Raw genomic sequence first — 17,055 nt, 5'->3', positions numbered from 1 at the left:
AACAAAACGCACGTTCTCGCTCACCGCTGCCGCTCCTTGCCAGGCGTTCGAGACCAACCTCGCCACTGTACGCCCAGCCCGTCCGAACCCCTTCAGCCGCCTGCGGGCAGCCGCCCCGCCCAGCCCGCTAGGCCGCCCTGCCCAGCCGCTCGCCCCGCTCAGCCCCCCGCGAGCAGCTGCAGCCGCAGCGCGAGCTGGAGCTCCAGCGACCGCTCCGGCTGGTTCCAGTCCCGCCCGAGCAGCGCCTCGACCCGGTCCAGCCGCTGGACCACGGTGTTCACGTGGACGTGCAGCTCGTCCTTGGCCCTGGTCAGGCTGCCGCCGCAGTCGAAGTAGGCGCGCAGGGTGCGGACCAGCTCGGTGCCGCGCCGGGCGTCGTAGGCCAGCAGCGGGCCGAGCGTCGCGCCGACGAAGCCGTCCACGTCATGGCCGTCGCCGAGCAGCACGCCGAGGAAGCCGAGCGCCCGGGCGGAGGCGCCCTCCCCGGCCCGGCCGAGCACCCGCAGGGCCCGGAGGCAGCGCAGGCCCTCGCCGTAGGAGGCGGCCAGCGCGGACGGCCCGGCGGCCGGGCGGCCCGCGCCGACGGTGACCGGGAACCCGGCCAGCCGGGCCAGCCGTTCGGCGGCCTGCCGGGCGGTCTCCTCGGGGTCGCCGGCGCCGACCGCGCTGCCGCTGCCGCTGCCGCTGCCGCTCTCGACGGGTGTCAGCAGCACCACCGTCTCGGCGTGCTCGGCGCTGACGCCCCGGGAGCCGAACAGGTAGCGCCGGGCCGCCCCGGCCAGCCGTCCGCGCTCGTCGGTCTTCCCGTCGGCCGGCTCCGCGACCAGCACCAGGTGCGGCCGGGCGAGGTCGACGCCGAGCCGGCGGCCGCGGGCGGTGAGCCCGGCCGGGTCGCGCTCGGGGGCGGTCAGCAGGTCGGTGAGCAGGTCGCCGCGGATCCGGTTCTCGGTCTCGGCGACGGAGCGGCGCAGCAGCAGGAGCAGGGCGGTGACCACGCTGGCCCGCTCGAACAGCCGCCGGTCGGCGTCGTCGAGGTCGGGGCGGCCGCGCAGCACCATGGTGCCGAGCGCGTCGTGCCCGGCCAGCACCGCGCAGACCCACTGCTCGCGGTGCCGTACGGACCGGCCCTCGGCGCGGGAGGCGGCGACCGCCTCGGCCAGTTCGGCGGCGGGGGCGGAGCGTCCGGCCAGCGGCTCGCCCTCCGCGTCCAGGACCGCTATCTCCCCGCCCAGCAGGGCGGCGACGGCGGCGGCGACGTCCGGCACCTCGGCGCCGCGCAGCACCAGGTCGGTGAGCCGGTCGTGGGCCTGCTCGGCGCGCTGGACGGCGGCGGAGTGGGCCCGGACCAGCTCGTTGGCGGCGTTCAGCTCGGCGAGCGCGGCCCGGGTGTCGGCCAGCGACTTGGCGGTGTCCAGGGCGATCGCGGCGTGCGCGGCCAGCGAGCAGAGCAGCGCGACCTCGTCGGGGGAGAAGGCGCGCGGCGAGCGGTCGGCGGCGAACAGGACGCCGATGACCTGCCCGCCGAGCAGCAGCGGCACCCCGATGATCGCCACCAGGCCCTCGTCCAGCACGCCCGCGTCGATCGTGCCGGTGTGGTGGAAGCGCTCGTCGGTGCGGTAGTCGGGGGTGGCGTACGGGCGGGCGGTCTGGGCGACCAGCCCGCCCAGGCCGTGGCCGAGGCTGAGCCGCAGGGTCTGGAACAGGACGGAGACCGAGCCGTCGGTGACCCGCATGTAGGTGTCGCCGGCGGCCTCGTCCGGCAGGGTCAGGTAGGCGGTGTCGGTGCCGAGCAGCATCCGGGCCCGGCGGACGATCGCCTGGAGCACGGTGTCCAGGTCCCGGGAGGCGGCGAGGTCCCCGGCGGTGTCGAACAGGGCAGTCAACTCGGCTTCGCGGCGCCGGTGTTGACGCAGGGTGCGGTGGACCCGCAGGGCCTGCCAGGTGGCGTCGTCGATCTCGGCGAGGACGGCGGCCGGCGCCCCGCGGCGGCGGGCGTCGGCCAGCACGTCGGCGAAGTCCTCGGTGGCGGCGCCGGAGGCGAGCAGGTCGAGCAGTCGCCGCAGCGCGGGCGCGGCGCTTTCCTGAGGGTGGTTCATGGTGCGTGCTGCCAATCGGCGTCGGTTCCGTCGGTTCCGAGAAAGCGCGATCGTACCGGCTCGGCCCTCAGACGACGGCGGGCCTTCCGGCCGCGGCGGCGTCCGGCTCCGGGCTGTCCTGGCCGGCCTGCCCCTCGACCTCCGCGAGGTCCAGGCCCCTGGTCTCCCGGCCGCAGAGCACCGCCAGGACGGTGACCGCCGCCGCGATGGCGACGTACACCGCGATGGGGGTGGCGCTGCCGTAGTCCTTGAGCAGCGCGGTGGCGATCAGCGGCGCCGGGGCGCCGGCCGCCACCGAGGAGAACTGGGCCCCGATCGAGGCGCCCGAGTACCGCATCCGGGTCGCGAACAGCTCGGAGAAGAAGGCGGCCTGGGGCGCGTACATGGCGCTGTGGAAGACCAGTCCGACGGTCACGGCGGCGAGCAGCGAGCCGAAGGACCTCGTGTCGACCAGGCCGAAGAAGACGAAGGCCCAGGCGCCCACCCCGACCGCGCCCACCAGGTAGACCGGCCTGCGCCCGACCCGGTCGGACAGCGCGCCGAACAGCGGGATCAGCGCGAACTGGATCGCGGAGGCGACCAGCACGGCGTTCAGCGCGGTCTGCTTGGAGAAGTGGGCGTGGTTGACGGCGTACACGAGCACGAACGTCGTCATCACGTAATAGGAGATGTTCTCCGCCATCCGCGCGCCCATGGCCACCAGAACCTCCCGCCAGTGGTTCCGCAACACCTCGACCAGCGGCGGCCGTTCGGGCGCCTTCCGGGACTGCTGCGCCGCCAGCGCCTGCTTGAACAGCGGCGACTCGTCCACCGCGAGCCGGATCCACATCCCGACCGCGACCAGCACCGCCGACAGCAGGAACGGCACCCGCCAGCCCCAGGCCAGGAACGCCGCGTCCGACTGCACCGCCGTCATCAGCGACAGCACCCCGGCCGCCAGCAGGTTCCCGGCCGGCGCCCCGCCCTGCGGCCAGGACGCCCAGAAGCCCCGCCGCCGCTGGTCCCCGTGCTCCGACACCAGCAGCACCGCGCCGCCCCACTCGCCGCCGAGCGCGAAGCCCTGCACCAGCCGCAGCGCCGTCAGCAGCACCGGCGCCGCGACCCCGATCGAGTCGTAGGTCGGCAGCAGCCCGATCGCCGTGGTCGACCCGCCCATCAGCAGCAGGCTCACCACCAGCAGTTTCTTCCGCCCCACCCGGTCCCCGAAGTGCCCGAACACCAGCGCCCCGAGCGGCCGCGCCGCGAAGCCGATCGCGTAGGTCAGGAAGGACAGCAGCGTCCCGGTCAGCGGATCGCTGTGCGGGAAGAACAGCTTCCCGAACACCAGGGCCGCCGCCGTTCCGTACAGGAAGTAGTCGTACCACTCGATCGTCGTGCCGATCAGGCTCGCAGCCACCACTCTCGGGAGTGAACTGCTCGCCGCCGTACCTCGTGCGGAGGTGCTCATGGCCACCACTTCCAGAACCAGGGGGGAGACGATGTCGCCACAAGGTAGGAAGCGGCCGACCCCGGGACTATGTGGGCGGCCCACACAGTCCCGGGGTCGAATGTGCCCGCTCTCCCTATGAGAGGGGAAGGCGGACCGCGGAGCGCCCGCCGCTCAGTGCGCCGTCCAGCCGCCGTCGACGGGGAGGCTGGCGCCGGTGATGTACGAGGAGGCGGGGGAGCAGAGCCAGAGGGCGAGCTGGGCGACCTCGTCGGGTTCGATGAGGCGCTTCACGGCGGTGCGGTCGAGCATGATCCGCTCGACCACCTCCTCCTCGGGGATGCCGTGGGCGAGCGCCTGGGCGGCGATCTGCTTCTCCACCAGGGGGGTCCGGACGTAGCCCGGGTTGACGCAGTTGCTGGTGACGCCGTACGGCGCGCCCTCCAGGGCGACGGTCTTGCTCAGGCCCTCCAGCGCGTGCTTCGCGGTGACGTACGCGGACTTGAAGGCGCTGGCGCGCAGGCCGTGGACGGAGGAGATGTTGACGACCCGGCCCCACCCCTGCTCGTACATGTGCGGCAGGGTGCGGCGCAGGATGCGGAAGGGGGCCTCGACCATGACGCGCTGGATGAGGGTGAAGCGGTCGGGCGGGAACTCGTGCACGGGGGCGACGTGCTGGAGGCCCGCGTTGTTGACGACGATGTCGGCGTCGTCCGGGAGGGCGTCCACGGCCCCGGGGTCGGCGAGGTCGGTGACGATCGCGCGGCCGCCGATCCGCTCGGCGAGCTCCTCGGCCGGGCCGGCCGCGAGGTCGACGACGTAGACCCGGGCGCCGGCCCCGGCGAAGGCCTCGGCGCAGGCCCGGCCGATGCCCGAGGCGGCCCCGGTGACCATGGCCGTGCGCCCGGCGAGCGGGCGGGCAGTAGAGGTGTCCATGGCCCAGAACGGTAGGAATCCGGCGGCCCCGCTCCCATGTGGCGGACCGCCACAGCATCCCGCCAGGTTGTGGCGTCGTCCGCCATGACGGCGACCCGCGGCCCGAACGGCGGATCGACCCTCGGAGAGGCCCTCGGGGAGGTCCCCGGAACCACCGACGGTTCGGCTACGGAAGACCAAACCCCTCCCGGCTCCGCTTCCCCACAATGGGCGCGGTTGCTTCACCCGTTCGGTGGATTGCTCGGTCAGATCCACCCATAGCGCCCGAATGCTCGCTACATTCACGCCGATTCCCGACAGGGGGCGCCGCCCCAGGCCGCCGAAGTGCTGGTGAGGCCCGGTGCGACGTCCGAGAGGTGTTGACAGACATGCCCCAACGGCCTGCAACCGACAGCCCGGCGTACGGACCGCTCGACCCGCTCGGCCAGCACCGAGGTCCGGTCGGCCGGACCCTTCCGGACGCCCCCGACGCCCTGACCGCCGACGCCATGACCGCCGACACGCTGACGGCCGACGCCATGACCGCCGACGCGTCGACCACCGACACGTTGACCGCCGACGCCCCGGACGCCGACGACCTGCGGCTGCCGGTGCAGGCCACACCCGACCGGCACGAGAACCCCGTCGCGCCCGCCCCGGCCCGCGGCGCCGGCCACTCCGGCCCGGCCCCGCAGAACGGCCAGCTCGCGGCGCTGATCGAGGAGGCCGGCTTCTCGCACGCGGGCCTGGCCCGCCGGGTCGACCAGCTCGGCCTGGAGCACGGCCTCGACCTGCGCTACGACAAGACCTCGGTCACCCGCTGGCTGCGCGGCCAGCAGCCGCGCGGGGCCACCCCGGCGCTGATCGCCGAGGTCTTCACCCGCCGGCTCGGCCGCCGCCTCACCGCCCAGGACCTCGGCCTGGACGCCTGCGCCCCGGTCTACGCGGGCCTGGAGTTCGCCGAGACGCCGCAGGAGGCGGTGGACATCGTGGCGAGCATGTGGCGCAAGGACAACGGCCCGCAGTCCGAGCTGCGCCGGATCGCCTTCACCCCGGCCGGCCTGGTCGTCCCCAGCCGGGACTGGCTGATCGGCCGCACCGACGAGCGGGTCGCCCGGGACGGCTCCACCCTGGCCCGGCCGGACACCGCCACCGGTCCACCCTCCGGCAGCGCCACCTCCGCGGCCATCACCGGCGCCCCGTCGCCGGGTGCGCCCGGCGCGTCCCCCGGGAGCCCGTTGCGCGGCCCGGCCCCCGGCGTCCCCGGGGCCCCCACCGCGCGCAGCACCGCCGGGACGACCGGCACCGCCCCCACCATCGGCCGGGTGCCGATCCAGAGCCGCCGGCCGCCGGTCGCCGTCGAGCCGCCGTACACCGACCCGGCCCGCGAGTCCCGCCCCACCCTGCGGGTCGGCCGCGGCGACATCGCCGCCATCCGCGCCGTCGGCGACCTCTTCCGCGCGCTCGACCACGCCTACGGCGGCGGCCACGCCCGCCAGGCGCTGGTCCGCTACCTGGAGAGCGAGGCCGAGCCGATGCTGCGCGGCCGCTACGGCGAGCAGATCGGCCGGGCCCTGTTCGGCGCCGTCGCCGACCTCACCAGGCTGGCCGGCTGGACGTCCTTCGACATCGCCGCGCACGGCCTCGCCCAGCGCTACTTCGTCCAGGCGCTGCGCCTCTCCCAGGCCGCCGGGGACCGCGCGCTCGGCGGCTACGTGCTGGTGACGATGAGCCAGCAGGCCGTCCACCTCGGCCACGGCCGGGAGGCGGTCCAGCTCGCCAGGGTCGCCCAGCAGGGCGTGGGCACCGCCGTGCCGCCGGTCGTCCAGTCGCTGATGCACGCCGCCGAGGCGCGCGGGCACGGCCTGCTGGGCGACGTCCGGTCCTGCACCACCGCCCTGGTGCGCGCCGAGCGCGCCCTGGCGGCGGCCCGGACGGGCGACGAACTGCCCTCCTGGGCGCGGTACTTCGACGAGGCCCAGCTCTCCGACGAGTTCGCCCACTGCTACCGCGACCTCCAGCAGTGGCGGACGGCCGCGCAGCACGCCGAGAAGTCGCTGCGGCTGCGCTCGCCCGCCTACGCCCGCAGCCGGATCTTCTGCCGCCTGGTGCTGGCCACCGCCCGGCTCGGCATGGGGGACCTCGACGAGGCGTGCACCATGGCCACCGACGCGCTGCGGGCGGCGGGGGAGATGCGCTCGGCCCGCTCGCTGGAGTACGTCCGGGACTTCCACCGCCGCCTCACCCCCTACCGCGGCAGCCCGGTGGCCCGCGCCTTCGAGGAGACGGCCCGGCAGGCGGGAGTGATCTGAGCGCGGACGTGAACTGACCGGCGGAGTGCGTGGGGACGGGCCTCACGCACCCGGCGTACGGAGGCCCGGGCCTACCAGCTCTCGGCCCGGACCCTCGGCTGGTCCGCGTCGGCCGCCACCGGCGGCCGCGCGCCGCCGCGCACCCGCTGCGCCGCCAGCGGGAACACCAGCACCGACAGCATCCCGGCGCCGACCAGCGCCGCCGCGGTGGAGGACGGCAGGTGCCCGGCGTCCACCTCGATGGTGGTGATCACCACGACCAGCGGCAGCGCCGTCGCCCCGTACAGCGCGAGCGCCGCGCGGTCGCGCAGGCCGAGCCCGGCCGGGGCGAGCAGTGCGGCGGGCAGCCCCCGCACGGCCAGGAAGAGCAGCAGGAACACCGGGACCAGCAGCAGCGTGCCCGGGTCGTCCAGCAGGGCGTCCAGGTCGAAGTTCATCCCGCTGACCACGAAGAACACCGGCACCAGGAAACCGAAGCCGATGCCCTCCAGCTTGGCCTCGATCACCTCCTCCTCGGCCTGCCGGACGCCGGCCAGCAGCAGCCGGGAGACGATCCCGGCGACGAAGGCCCCGAGCAGCATGTCGAGGTCCAGCCAGAGCGCGGCGGCGACCATGGCGGCCAGCACCAGGATCACCGCGCGGATCGCGAACTGTCCGGAGGTGCGCAGGGTCCGTTCGATCAGCCGGGTGGTCCAGGCCGGGCGGGGCCGGCGCGCGCCGAACACGGCGAGCGCGGTGATCACCGCGAAGGCCCCGAGGATGACCGCCGTGCGGGCCGGGGAGTTGCCGCTGAGCAGGGCGGCGATCGCGATGATCGGCCCGAACTCGCCGACCGCCCCGGTGGCCATCACCAGGGAGCCGAAGGGCGTGGGCAGTTCACCGGAGTCGCGGAGGATCGGCAGGATGGTGCCGAGCGCCGTGGTGGTGAGCACCAGCCCGGCGAAGGCGCCGTCCAGCGGGTCCCGGTTGACCAGCGCGCCCACGCCGAGCCCGACGGTCACCGAGACCAGCCACGCGGTGCCCGCCCGTTTCAGCGGGCCGCCGCGCAGCTTGGCGAAGTCGATCTCGTAGCCGGCCAGGAACATCAGCATGGCCAGGCCGAACTGGGAGAGCGCGTCGACCAGGCCGTCGACGTGCGCCCAGCCCAGGACGTCCGGGCCGATCAGGACGCCGAGCACGATCTCGAACACGACGGTCGGGACGGCGATCCACCGCAGCAGCCGGTCGGCGAGCAGCGGGGCGGCCACGGCTGCGGCGGGGATCAGGATCAGGGTCAGCGGCTGGGCGGCGGCGCTCACCGCGCAACCGGCCGAACGGTCGAAACCATCCGATGAACGGTCAGAGCAGGCACCCCGGCATCCTGGCACGCCGTCGGTCTGTCACCCCGGCAGACCGCTGGTGTGTCCCGGTGCCCCGATGCGCTCCGGCGGTGGCAACGGCCGCCCCTGCCGCCCCGCCGCTCGGACCGCCCCGACGGCCACCCGTGCCGCCGTCAGGCCGCCGCCTCCGCCTCCCGGGCGTCCGCCGGGACACCGAGGTCGCCCAGGACCGCCTGCGCCGCCCGCCGCCCGGAGACCAGCGCGCCCTGCACGGTGCTGGTGTCCCGGTGGTCCCCGGCGACGTACAGCCCGGCCAGCAGCCGCACCGGGCGGCGGGGGTTGTGCGGCGGCGGCATCGCGGGCAGCGCGTCCGGGACGTGCCGTACGCCGAGGAACTGCCAGCCCGAGGTCGGGACGTCGTACAGCTCGGTCAGCCGGGCCCGGACGGCCGGCTCCAGCCCGGCCGGGCCGCCCACGTCGAAGGCGCGCCGCCCGAGCACGGTGGTGGCGATCAGCGCCTGGCCGGCCGGGGCGTAGGACGGGTGCAGCTCGCTGAGCACCAGCGAGTGCGAGACCAGTGGCGGGTGCCCGTTCGGCCGGTCGCCGTCGAGCAGCAGGACGGCCTCGCCCAGCGGGGCGGTGTCGGCCGCGTGGTAGAAGGTCGTGACGGGGTGGAAGTCCGGCAGCCGCAGCCCGGGCAGCAGTCCGGTGGCGGAGCGGGCGTCGGTGGCGACGATGACGGCCTGGGCGCCGATCCGCCCGTGCGCGAGGGTCTCGACGCCGTCCGCGGCGATCGAGGTGACCTGCACCCGGGTGCGGACGGTTCCGGCGGGCAGGGCGGCGGCCAGCTGGGCCGGTACCGCCGCGATCCCGCCGGCGGGCAGACAGAGCCGCCCGCGCGCGTACGAGCGCAGCACCAGGTCGGCGATCCGGCTGCTGGTGCCGAGGGCCGGATCGGAGAGCAGCGCGCTGAGCAGCGGGCGCAGGAAGCCGTCCACGGTGCGCTGGGCGAGGCCGTGGCCGGCCAGGGCGCGGGCGGCGGTGGTCTCCGGGCGGGCCTGGAGCCGGCCGACCGGGGTGGTGGCGAGCCGGCCGAGCCGGCCGGCCAGCCGGGCCTTGTCCAGCGGGCTGCCGAGCGGGGCCCGGGCGGCGGCCTGCCGGGCGACGGCGAGCTGGGGGTCCCCGGCGCGGTACCGGCGGCCGGCGCTGTGCACCAGCACGCCGGGCGCGAGCGGGCGCAGGTCGAGGCGGTCGAGGTCGAGCGTGCGGCGCAGCTCGGGGAAGGCGGTGTTCAGCAGGTGACTGCCGTCGTCGAGCCGGAATCCGTCCTGCTCGCGGGTGGCCATCCGGCCGCCGATCCGGTCGGTGGTCTCCAGGACCTGGACGTCGAGGCCGTGGCCGGTGAGCGCGCGGGCGGCGGCCAGGCCCGCGAGTCCGGCGCCGACCACGACGACGTCCGGGTCGGACGGCCGGCGGGCGCGGCGGGTGAAGTCGTACGTGGGCACTGGGGTGCTCCCTCCCTGGTCCCGGGGCTCCGGCCGACGCAGGCAGCGGGGTGCCGGGACACGGTCCGTGGAGGGTGATGCCCAGTCAGTACGAGCATCAGACAAGCGCATCGGGCCGGATCCGAGGGCCGGGGAGGGTTGTGCGGCACCGGGCGGGGGCGCGGTCACGGACAGTGCGCCGTGGCGGCCGGGTTCGGGGGTCGGCGGGCGCGTACGGTCACCGGGGGCGTGCGACGCGCCCACCATGTGCTCCCATGCGCCCCCTCCTCGGGCCCCCTCGGGCCGGGCCCGGCATATGCCGCTGGCCAGGGTGGATGCCGCGGTCGGAGTACGCACGGCTCCGGACGCCCCGCGCGCACGCCCAGGCGTCGCGCCCCGCGCGCACGCCCACCGGTCACATCGCCGCGAGCACCGCCACACGCACGCCGGCCCGTCACATCGCCGCGAGCACCGCCGAGTACACGTCCGGGTGGGTGAAGCGGAAGCCCGCGTCCAGCAGCCGCCGCGGCACCACCCGGTGGCTGCCGACCACCTCGACCGCCAGCTCGCCCAGCACCGCCTTGAGCACCGCCTCCGGCACCGGGAACGGCGTCGGCCGCCGCAGCGCCCGCCCGAGCGCGGTGGTCAGCTCGGCGTTGGTCGCCGGGTTCGGCGCGGTGAGGTTGAAGGCGCCGGAGAGGCCGTCGTGGTCGATCAGGAACCGCAGCGCGGCCACCTCGTCGTGCAGCGAGATGAAGCTCCAGTACTGCCGCCCGTTGCCGAGCCGCCCGCCGAGGCCCAGCTTGAAGAGCGGGAAGAGCCGTCCGCCCGCCCCGCCAGCCGCGGACAGCACCATCCCGGTGCGGGGGTGGACGACCCGGATCCCGGCCCGTTCGGCCGGCCTGGCGGCGTCCTCCCACTCCCGGCAGACCTCGGCCAGGAAGTCGTCCCCGGCGGGGGAGTCCTCGTCGATCACCCGGTCGCCGGTCTGTCCGTACCAGCCGACCGCGGAGGCGCTCACCAGGACCTGCGGCGGCTCCTTGAGCGCGGCCAGGGCGACGGCCAGCGTCTCGGTGCCGTACGCCCGGCTCTCCCGGATCTCCCGCTTGTAGGAGTCCGTCCAGCGGCGGTCGCCGACCCCGGCGCCGGCCAGGTGCACCACGGCCTGGACCCCGGTCAGCCCGTCCCGCTCGACCTCGCCGAGCAGCGGGTTCCAGCCGATCGCCGTGCTGCCGTCCGGCCGGGGGCCGGTCTTGGAGCGGTGCCGGACCAGCCGGACCACCTCGTGGCCGTCCGCCAGCAGGGAGCGGACGAGCGCCGAACCGATCAAACCCGTGGAACCCGTGACAGCGATGCGCATGCGCCCATCCTCGCAGCTCCCGCCCGCTCCCGCGGTGTTCCCGACCGCCCGTCACCTTCGCATGCGTCCCGTTAGCATGACGCGCATGCCTGACGACGATCTGATCATCCGTACGGCGCGGAGCGAGGACGAGCGCGAACTCGCCGTCCTCAACCACGCCGCCTGGTCCGTCCTGTCCGACGTCTCCCCGCGACCGCCCGTCGAGGACCCGGTCTTCGACGAGCGGCACCCGGCCGAGCAGTACCTGCTGGCCGTGCTGGACGGCCGGATCGTCGGCTACGTCCGTCAGGTCCCGGCCACCCCGCTGGCGAGCAACCGGCACGTCCGGCAGATCCAGGGCCTGGCCGTCGACGGCACCGTCCGCGGCCGGGGCATCGGCCGCCGGCTGGTCGAGGCGGCCTGCGCGGCGGCCCGGGCCGAGGGCGCCCGCAAGCTGACCCTGCGGGTGCTCGGCTGGAACGCCCCGGCCCGTCGGCTCTACGAGAGCTGCGGCTTCGTTGTCGAGGGCTCGCTGGCCGAGGAGTTCCTCATCGACGGCCGGTACGTGGACGACGTCTGGATGGCCCGCCGCCTGGCCGACTGAGCCCCGGACGGCACCCCGCCGAGCGCGCCCGGGCCCGCGCCGAAGATCCGAACAGGCTTGCCGCGGGCGGATGTTCGGCGTTCCGGGCCGGTGCCGAGTCGTGACGGTTCCGCGCTGTCTGGACCGCCGCCGCGCCGGGTACCGTACGCCCGTGAGCAACTCGACGCCTCCCGGGTGGTACCCGGTCCCGGGTGCGGACGGCACCCCCGGTCACGAGCGCTGGTGGGACGGCAACGCCTGGAGCAGCGAGGTCCGACCGCTCCAGGACGGCGTCGCGGGCGGGCTCGCCGACGCCCCCACCCAGACCCGGCCGCCGTCCGACCAGCGGCCCGGCTACGGCTACCCCGGCGGCCCCGCGGCGCCCTACGGCCACCCGGGCCAGGACGCCCACCAGGCCCCGGCCTACGGCTACCCGGGGCAGGACGCCTACCAGGCCCAGGGCCAGGCCCAGGGCGGCTACCCGGCCCAGGGCGCCTACCCCGGCCAGGGCCCCGGCTACGGGTACCCGGGCCTGGGCTACCCGCCGCCCCCGGCGGCCAAGGCCAGGCCGCAGACCGGCCTGGTCATCGGCATCGCGGTCGCCGTGCTGGCCGTGGGCGGGATCGTCGCCGGCATCGCGTTCAGCGGCGGCGGCGACCGGAGGGCGGACCCGACCCCGGACCCCACGGTCACCGTGACCCAGAGCGGCAGCCCCACGTCGAGCCCCAGCCCCACCGTGCCCACGCCCACCCCCAAGCCCAAGCCCCTGCCGGTGGTCAAGAGCACCGTCCCCGACCCGCAGCACGCGATCACCGTGCCGGTCTTCGACGGCTGGGACGTGTCCACCGACCCGCCGCACTCGACGGTCTACCTCGGCACCGGCCGCTACAGCTGCCCGGACGGCAGCTCCTGCATCCGCGGCCAGTTCTCGGTCGAGAAGGACACCGTCCAGGGCACCACCCCCAAGGCGGCCGCCGACGCCCAGATCCCCGTCTACGCCGGGCAGATCTTCTCCGGGGTCAGCTCGCACACCGACGCGGGATCCGGGTACGTCAGGGTGGCCGGGGTGCTCGGCTACGCCACCCGCTGGCACATCCGCACCACGGACGGCACCCAGGGCTACGTCCTGCTGGCCGCCCTCCCGGCCAAGGGCGGCGGCTACGTGGTCATGGAGGGCGGCGTGGACGACAGCCCGGCCGCGCCGGACTTCTCGGCGCTGGACCAGATCCTCAACGGCATCCAGCAGGACAGCTCCTCCGGCAGCAGCACCTGACGAAACCGCGAGGGCCGGTCCGCCGGCCCGGCCGGTACGCCCTAATCCCCGTACCGCTCCCAGAGCTTGGGGTAGCGCTTGGCCATCACGTCCGGGTCGTCGAAGTCCAGCGCCGGCCCGGACGGCTGCTCGGCCTGCCGCCCGCCCACCTCGGGCAGCGGCAGCCCGGTCAGCCGCTCGTACGCCTCGTCGGCGGCGTAGCCGAGGTCCTCGGCGTCGCCGTCCTCCTCCTCGTCGAACTCCGGCAACAGGTCCGCCAGGTCGTCCGGTTCGGCCAGTCCGCCCTCGAAGACCTCGCGGCCCTGGCCGATCAGCCAGAAGCGGAAGTAGTCGAAGGAGTCGTCCGAGGCGCCGTCGAGCAGCAGGTAGGCCGCGCCCCACAGGTCGTTGCGGTAGGCGCGCCGGAACCGCGCCTGGAACAGCCGGGCGAAGTCGATCACGTCGTCCGGGGTCAGCTGGAGGAGCCGTTCCACCAGGAGGTCGGCCTGTTCGTCGGGGTCGCCGTCGGCGGCGTCCCGGGTGTCGTCGATGATCTGCCAGAAGTCCGTCTCGTCCATCACCGCTCAAGCATCCCCGTTCGGCCGTCTCCGCGCATGCCACGACTCGACACGGGCCCGTGCCCGGTGTGCCCGGGGCTCCGGAACCCGGTGCGCCCGGGGGCCGGGAACGGCGGAACCCCGCGCCGTCCGGGGACGACGCGGGGTTCCGTGCGCGGGGTGCCGCGGGGACCCGGTGGGGTCAGAGGCCGAGCTCGACCTCGAACTCGCCGGCCTCCAGGATCTCCTTGACCGCGACCAGGTAGCGGGCGGCGTCGGCGCCGTCCACCAGGCGGTGGTCGTAGGAGAGCGACAGGTAGGTCATGTCGCGGATGCCGATGGCGGTGCCGCCGTCGGCCTCGATGACGACCGGGCGCTTGACGGTGGCGCCGATGCCCAGGATGGCGACCTGGTTCGGCGGCACGATCACGGTGTCGAACAGCGCACCGCGCGAGCCGGTGTTGCTGATGGTGAAGGTGGCGCCGGACAGCTCGTCCGGGGTGATCTTGCTGTCGCGGACCTTGCTGGCCAGCTCGGCGGTCTTCTTCGAGATGCCGGCGATGTTGAGGTCGCCCGCGCCCTTGATGACCGGGGTCATCAGGCCCTTCTCGGAGTCCACCGCGATACCGATGTTCTCGGTGTCGAAGTAGGTGACCGTGCCCTCGGCGTCGTTGATCCGGGCGTTGACGACCGCGTGGACCTTCAGCGCCTGGGCGGCGGCCTTGACGAAGAACGGCATCGGGGAGAGCTTGACGCCCTCGCGGGCCAGGAAGCCCTCCTTGGCCTTGGCGCGCAGCGACATGATCTTGGTGACGTCCACCTCGACCACGCTGGTCAGCTGGGCCTGCTCGTGCAGCGCCTTCAGCATGTTGTCGCCGATGACCTTGCGCATGCGGGTCATCTTGACGGTCTGACCGCGCAGGGCGGACGGCGCGGCGGCGGCCTTCGGCGCGGCGGCCGGGGCGGCAGCGGCGACCGGGGCCGGAGCGGCCTTGGCGGCCTCCGCGGCGGCGATGACGTCCTGCTTGCGGATGCGGCCGCCGACGCCGGTGCCGGCGACGGAGGACAGCGCGACGCCGTGCTCGGCGGCGAGCTTGCGCACCAGCGGGGTGACGTAGGCGTCACCGCTGTCGGCCACCGGAGCGGCCGGGGCGACCGGAGCCGGGGCGGCGACGGGGGCCGGGGCGGCAACCGGGGCGGGAGCGGCAACCGGAGCCGGGGCGGCGACCGGAGCGGCCGGAGCGACGGGGGCCGGGGCAGCGACCGGAGCCGGGGCGGCAACGGGAGCCGGAGCGGCAACCGGGGCCGGGGCCGGAGCGGCGACCGGAGCCGGAGCGGCGACCGGGGCCGGGGCGGCGGCGACGGCACCGGCGGCACCGATCAGCGCGAGCTGGGCGCCGACCTCGGCGGTCTCGTCCTCGGCGACCAGGATCTTCACCACGGTGCCGGCGACCGGCGACGGGATCTCGGTGTCGACCTTGTCGGTCGACACCTCCAGCAGCGGCTCGTCGACCTCGACGGTGTCGCCCTCGGCCTTCAGCCAGCGGGTGACGGTGCCCTCGGTGACCGACTCGCCCAGAGCGGGCAGCAGCACCGGGGTGGCGTCGGCGGCCGGAGCGGCGGCCGGGGCCGGGGCGGCAACGGGGGCCGGAGCGGCGACCGGAGCCGGGGCGGCGACCGGAGCGGGGGCGGCGACCGGGGCCGGCGCGGCCCCGACGGCCGGGGCCGCGGCGGCGACCGGGGCGCCCGAGCCGTCGTCGATGATCGCCAGCTCGGCGCCCACCTCGACGGTCTCGTCCTCGGCGACCTTGATCGAGGCCAGGATGCCGGAGGCCGGGGCCGGGATCTCGGTGTCGACCTTGTCGGTCGACACCTCCAGCAGCGGCTCGTCGACCTCGACACGCTCACCCTCGGCCTTCAGCCAGCGGGTGACGGTGCCCTCGGAAACGCTCTCGCCCAGCGCGGGCAGTGTTACTGAGACCGCCATGGTTTCAGCGACTCCTATCAAGTCTTGCGTACGGGAAGTACTTGCGTACGGGAAGTACCGGGAAAGGGGGTGGGGCGTGATCAGTCGTGCGCGTGCAGCGGCTTGCCGGCCAGCGCCAGGTGCGCCTCGCCCAGGGCCTCGGACTGGGTCGGGTGCGCGTGGATGAGCTGCGCGACCTCGGCCGGGAGCGCCTCCCAGTTGTAGATCAGCTGGGCTTCACCGACCTGCTCGCCCATGCGGGCGCCGACCATGTGGACGCCGACCACGGCGCCGTCCTTGACCTGGACGAGCTTGATCTCGCCGGCGGTCTTCAGGATCTTGCTCTTGCCGTTGCCGGCCAGGTTGTACTTCAGGGTGACGACCTTGTCCTTGCCGTACAGCTCGACGGCCTTGGCCTCGGAGATGCCGACGGAGGCCACCTCGGGGTTGGAGTAGGTCACCCGCGGAACGCCGTCGTAGTCGATCGGCACCGGCTTGAGGCCGGCCAGGCGCTCGGCGACCAGGATGCCCTCGGCGAAGCCGACGTGGGCCAGCTGGAGGGTCGGGGCGAGGTCGCCGACGGCGGAGATGGTGGGCACGTTGGTGCGCATGTACTCGTCGACGAGGACGTAGCCGCGGTCCATCGCGACGCCGTTCTCCTCGTAGCCGAGGCCGGCCGAGACGGGGCCGCGGCCGATGGCGACGAGCAGCAGGTCGGCGTCGATCTGCTTGCCGTTCTCGGTGGAGACGCGGACACCGGTCTCGGTGTACTCCACGCCCGAGAAGCGGGCCTTCAGCTCGAACTTGATGCCGCGCTTGCGGAACGCGCGCTCCAGCAGCTTGGAGGAGTTCTCGTCCTCCAGCGGGACGAGGTGCGGCAGCGCCTCGACGATGGTGACCTCGACGCCGAAGGACTTCCAGACCGAGGCGAACTCGACGCCGATCACGCCGCCGCCGAGGATGACGACCGACTTCGGGATGCGGTCGAGCTTGAGGGCGTGGTCCGAGGAGATCACGCGGTTGCCGTCGATCTCCAGGCCCGGGATCGAGCGCGGCACGGAGCCGGTGGCCAGGACGATGTGGCGGCCTTCGATGCGCTGGCCGTTGACGTCCACCGAGGTCTGCGAGGAGAGCTTGCCCTCGCCCTGGATGAAGGTGACCTTGCGGGAGGCCACCAGGCCCTGGAGGCCCTTGTACAGGCCGGCGATCACGTCGTCCTTGTACTTGTGGACGCCGTTGATGTCGATGCCCTGGAAGGTGGCCAGGACGCCGAACTCGGCGGCCTCCTTCGTCTCGTCCGCGATCTCCGCGGCGTGCAGCAGCGCCTTGGTCGGGATGCAGCCGCGGTGCAGGCAGGTGCCGCCCAGCTCACCCTTCTCGACCAGGGCAACACTCAGGCCCAGCTGAGCGGCGCGGAGCGCCGCGGCGTAACCGCCGCTTCCGCCTCCGAGAATGACTACGTCGAAAACGGTGCTGGCGTCGTTCGCCACGTCACGTCCTCCATGCATGGGGTGGGTCGCCGGGCCGGTCGCGGTCCGGTGGGTCGGAAGCCTTTGTGGGGCGCCCAGTCGTGCCGGAAATACATCTTCGCACTTGTTCACGGTGGCTGATGTCCGGGTCCGCCCCAGGGGTGTCCCGCGGAGTGGTCACCGGGGCGGGAACGCCCCCGACGGAAGGGCATCATCGCAGCTCAGAGCGGTGTTGACAGCCGCCGGACGGGCGTCTTCCGCGCCATCCGCCACGGCTTCTTCCGCACTGTGGAACAAAGTTTCGCCCGCAGCGAACAGGCGTGCGTCGCGGCGCTCC

At 74.6% G+C, this 17,055-nt stretch carries 12 protein-coding genes; 3 read left to right on the top strand and 9 right to left on the bottom strand.

The window, feature by feature from the left end:
* Positions 1-158: 158 nt before the first annotated feature.
* From ACFVXH_RS02550 to ACFVXH_RS02540, 3 genes are all read right to left on the bottom strand, one after another.
* Positions 159-2,096, bottom strand: coding sequence for a helix-turn-helix domain-containing protein (locus ACFVXH_RS02550; RefSeq protein ID WP_387819703.1), 1,938 nt, complete (start codon positions 2,094-2,096; stop codon positions 159-161).
* Between the two features lie 67 nt (positions 2,097-2,163).
* The gene (locus ACFVXH_RS02545) at positions 2,164-3,543 is read right to left on the bottom strand and encodes an MFS transporter (protein ID WP_387819701.1); all 1,380 of its coding nucleotides are present in this window, start codon (positions 3,541-3,543) and stop codon (positions 2,164-2,166) included.
* 153 nt (positions 3,544-3,696) lie between these two features.
* Entirely contained in the window at positions 3,697-4,458 is a 762-nt protein-coding gene (locus ACFVXH_RS02540; RefSeq protein WP_387819699.1) for a 3-hydroxybutyrate dehydrogenase, read from the bottom strand.
* Positions 4,459-4,826: 368 nt separating this feature from the next.
* On the opposite strand from ACFVXH_RS02540, the gene ACFVXH_RS02535 reads away from it, so the two are divergent.
* Positions 4,827-6,749: a regulator gene (locus ACFVXH_RS02535; RefSeq protein ID WP_259316565.1), complete on the top strand. Its 1,923-nt coding sequence runs from the start codon at positions 4,827-4,829 to the stop codon at positions 6,747-6,749.
* Positions 6,750-6,820: 71 nt separating this feature from the next.
* Here ACFVXH_RS02535 and ACFVXH_RS02530 read toward each other — a convergent pair whose 3' ends face one another.
* From ACFVXH_RS02530 to ACFVXH_RS02520, 3 genes are all read right to left on the bottom strand, one after another.
* Positions 6,821-8,047 carry a cation:proton antiporter gene (locus tag ACFVXH_RS02530; protein WP_387819697.1) on the bottom strand — a complete coding sequence of 409 codons (1,227 nt, stop codon included), beginning with the start codon at positions 8,045-8,047 and terminating at the stop codon, positions 6,821-6,823.
* A 194-nt stretch (positions 8,048-8,241) separates the two neighbouring features.
* Entirely contained in the window at positions 8,242-9,573 is a 1,332-nt protein-coding gene (locus tag ACFVXH_RS02525; protein ID WP_074000878.1) for an FAD-dependent oxidoreductase, read from the bottom strand.
* 433 nt (positions 9,574-10,006) lie between these two features.
* Positions 10,007-10,912, bottom strand: a complete 906-nt coding sequence (locus ACFVXH_RS02520) for a TIGR01777 family oxidoreductase (protein ID WP_074000879.1) — start codon at positions 10,910-10,912, stop codon at positions 10,007-10,009.
* An 85-nt stretch (positions 10,913-10,997) separates the two neighbouring features.
* On the opposite strand from ACFVXH_RS02520, the gene ACFVXH_RS02515 reads away from it, so the two are divergent.
* Positions 10,998-11,495 carry a GNAT family N-acetyltransferase gene (locus ACFVXH_RS02515; RefSeq protein WP_375874026.1) on the top strand — a complete coding sequence of 166 codons (498 nt, stop codon included), beginning with the start codon at positions 10,998-11,000 and terminating at the stop codon, positions 11,493-11,495.
* A 151-nt stretch (positions 11,496-11,646) separates the two neighbouring features.
* The gene (locus ACFVXH_RS02510; RefSeq protein WP_387819694.1) at positions 11,647-12,747 is read left to right on the top strand and encodes a DUF2510 domain-containing protein; all 1,101 of its coding nucleotides are present in this window, start codon (positions 11,647-11,649) and stop codon (positions 12,745-12,747) included.
* A gap of 41 nt (positions 12,748-12,788) precedes the next feature.
* Here the strand turns inward: ACFVXH_RS02510 and ACFVXH_RS02505 are convergent, their stop codons facing one another.
* The 3 genes from ACFVXH_RS02505 to lpdA all read right to left on the bottom strand — a co-directional run bounded on the left by ACFVXH_RS02505 (position 12,789) and on the right by lpdA (position 16,757).
* Entirely contained in the window at positions 12,789-13,304 is a 516-nt protein-coding gene (locus ACFVXH_RS02505) for a DUF4240 domain-containing protein (protein ID WP_049658975.1), read from the bottom strand.
* A gap of 181 nt (positions 13,305-13,485) precedes the next feature.
* Positions 13,486-15,270, bottom strand: coding sequence for a 2-oxoglutarate dehydrogenase, E2 component, dihydrolipoamide succinyltransferase (gene sucB / locus ACFVXH_RS02500; protein ID WP_387819692.1), 1,785 nt, complete (start codon positions 15,268-15,270; stop codon positions 13,486-13,488).
* An 80-nt stretch (positions 15,271-15,350) separates the two neighbouring features.
* Complete coding sequence (lpdA, locus tag ACFVXH_RS02495; RefSeq protein WP_107086631.1) at positions 15,351-16,757, bottom strand: dihydrolipoyl dehydrogenase; 1,407 nt, start codon at positions 16,755-16,757, stop codon at positions 15,351-15,353.
* Between the last annotated feature and the right edge of the window lie 298 nt (positions 16,758-17,055).

Source organism: Kitasatospora sp. NPDC058184, assembly GCF_042883725.1.
Classification (GTDB): domain Bacteria; phylum Actinomycetota; class Actinomycetes; order Streptomycetales; family Streptomycetaceae; genus Kitasatospora.
The sequence above is the reverse complement of the archived record's forward strand: the minus strand, read 5'-3'. Positions and strand labels throughout refer to the sequence as shown.